The 2,028-nt window shown below is 76.2% G+C and carries 1 pseudogene; it reads left to right on the forward strand.

Features of this window, described 5'->3' with window-relative positions:
• Positions 1-92: 92 nt before the first annotated feature.
• A pseudogene (locus ACWD4B_RS35700) lies at positions 93-2,028 on the forward strand (hypothetical protein); the annotation flags it as partial.

Consider the following 2,028-nt stretch of genomic DNA (forward strand, 5'->3'; position numbering starts at 1 on the left):
CGCCCGTCTTCTGGGACTTGGGCATCGAACGCCCGGGCCACGTGATGGACGCGGGCGTCGCCTTGAGGGGGCCGCTCTTGTCCGGTGCCGGAGCCTACCGGCTGCGCGAACGCGCCTCCTGGCAGGCCAAGTTGCGCGACCTGGGCGAGGAGGCCGCCGAGGCGGAGGAGCGCGCGGAGGAGTGCGTCGACCGCGCCCGCGCCGCCGACGAGGAGCGCCGCGCCGCCCAGCGCGCCGCCGACGACGCCCGCCGCACCGCCCGCGCGCTCCGTGCCGAGCGCGCCGAGGTCGCCGGCGCCCCCGACGACATCGCGGACGACGAGGAGGCCCCGGCCGGCTCGCTGCCCACGCTGCGCGAGGCCTACCGCGCCGCCTCCCAGGTGTACGAGAAGGTCGGCGTCGGCGCCGACCTGCGTGCCGAACAGGCCCGCGCCGAGAGCGACGAGAGCGCCGCCCGCGCCGAACTCGACCGTCTCACCAACAAGGTGCGCACCCGCGCGGCCCAGCTCCTGGAGGGCACCGACGGCGCCGACGGCCCGTCCCGCCAGGCCGCCGCCGCCCGCGCCGAGGAGCTCGTGCAGCTGCTGGAGGGCCGCGCGTCCGCGGCCAGCGAGCAGCTCGGCCGGCTGCGCGGCGAGGCCGAGCGCCTCGCGCCGGAGGACGGCGAGGCGCACACCGAGCTCCCCGAGGACCGGGTGCCCGCCGACGCGGCCCAGGCCAAGGAGCTGCTCCGCACCGCCACCGCCGAACTGGCCGCCCGCACCGACGCGTTGGAGAGCGCCCGCACCGCGCACGCGGGCCTGCTGCGCGCCCACCGGGCCGCCGAGGACGCGGCCGGCGGCTTCGACGACACCGCCGCCCTCCTGCGCGACCTGCTGCGCGACACCACCGGGGACGAGGACGCCGACGAACCCGAGCCGTACTCCGGCACGTTGGAGGAGGCCCGGCAGGCCGCAGCCGAGACGCGGCGCTCCCTGCGCGGCTGCGCGGGCGACCTCTCGGCCGCGGAGTCCGCGGTCCGCGAGGCGAGCGACGTGCTCGTCCGGCACGCCAACTCCACGCGCTACGAGCAGGTGCGCACCCCCGCCCGCCAGCAGATCCGCGAACTGCCCGCCGCCGCCCTGCCGGAGCACGCAGCCGCCTGGGCCGAGGCGTTCGCGCCCCGGCTGCGGGTGCTGACGGACGAGCTGGAGCAGCTGGAGCGCAACCGCGACAGCATCGTCGACCGGCTGCGCGGCCTGGTGGAGTCCTCGCTGGCCACCCTGCGCTCGGCCCAGCGGCTGTCCCGGCTGCCGGAGGGCCTGGGGGAGTGGTCGGGGCAGGAGTTCCTGCGGATCCGTTTCGACGACCCCGACCAGTCCACGCTCACCGAGCGCCTCGGCGAGGTCATCGACGAGGCCACCCGGTCCGCCGTCAAGAAGAACTCCGACCTGCGCCGCGACGGCATGTCGCTGCTGCTGCGCGGCGTGCGCGCGGCGCTGCTGCCGCGCGGTGTCGCGGTGGAGATCCTCAAGCCGGACGCGGTGCTGCGCGCCGAGCGGGTGCCGGTGGGCCAGATGGGAGACGTCTTCTCCGGCGGCCAGCTGCTGACCGCGGCCATCGCGCTGTACTGCACCATGGCGGCGCTGCGCAGCAACGACCGCGGCCGGGACAAGCAGCGGCACGCGGGCACGCTGTTCCTGGACAACCCCATCGGCCGCGCCAACGCCACCTATCTGCTGGAGCTCCAGCGGGCCGTGGCCGACGCCCTCGGCGTGCAGCTGCTCTACACCACCGGCCTCTTCGACACCACGGCCCTGGCGGAGTTCCCGCTGGTCATCCGGCTGCGCAACGACGCGGACCTGCGGGCGGGCCTGAAGTACATCAGCGTCGAGGAACACCTGCGGCCGGGCCTGCCGCAGCAGGACCCGGACGCGGAGCCGGTGCACGGCGATCCGACCAAGAAGGTCTACGGCAATACCCGGCGTCCCGAGCTGCGGGTGATCACCTGCGGCGGTGCGCTGCGCGACGGGCACCGGCCCGACAACA

Source organism: Streptomyces sp. NPDC002536 (assembly GCF_053594995.1).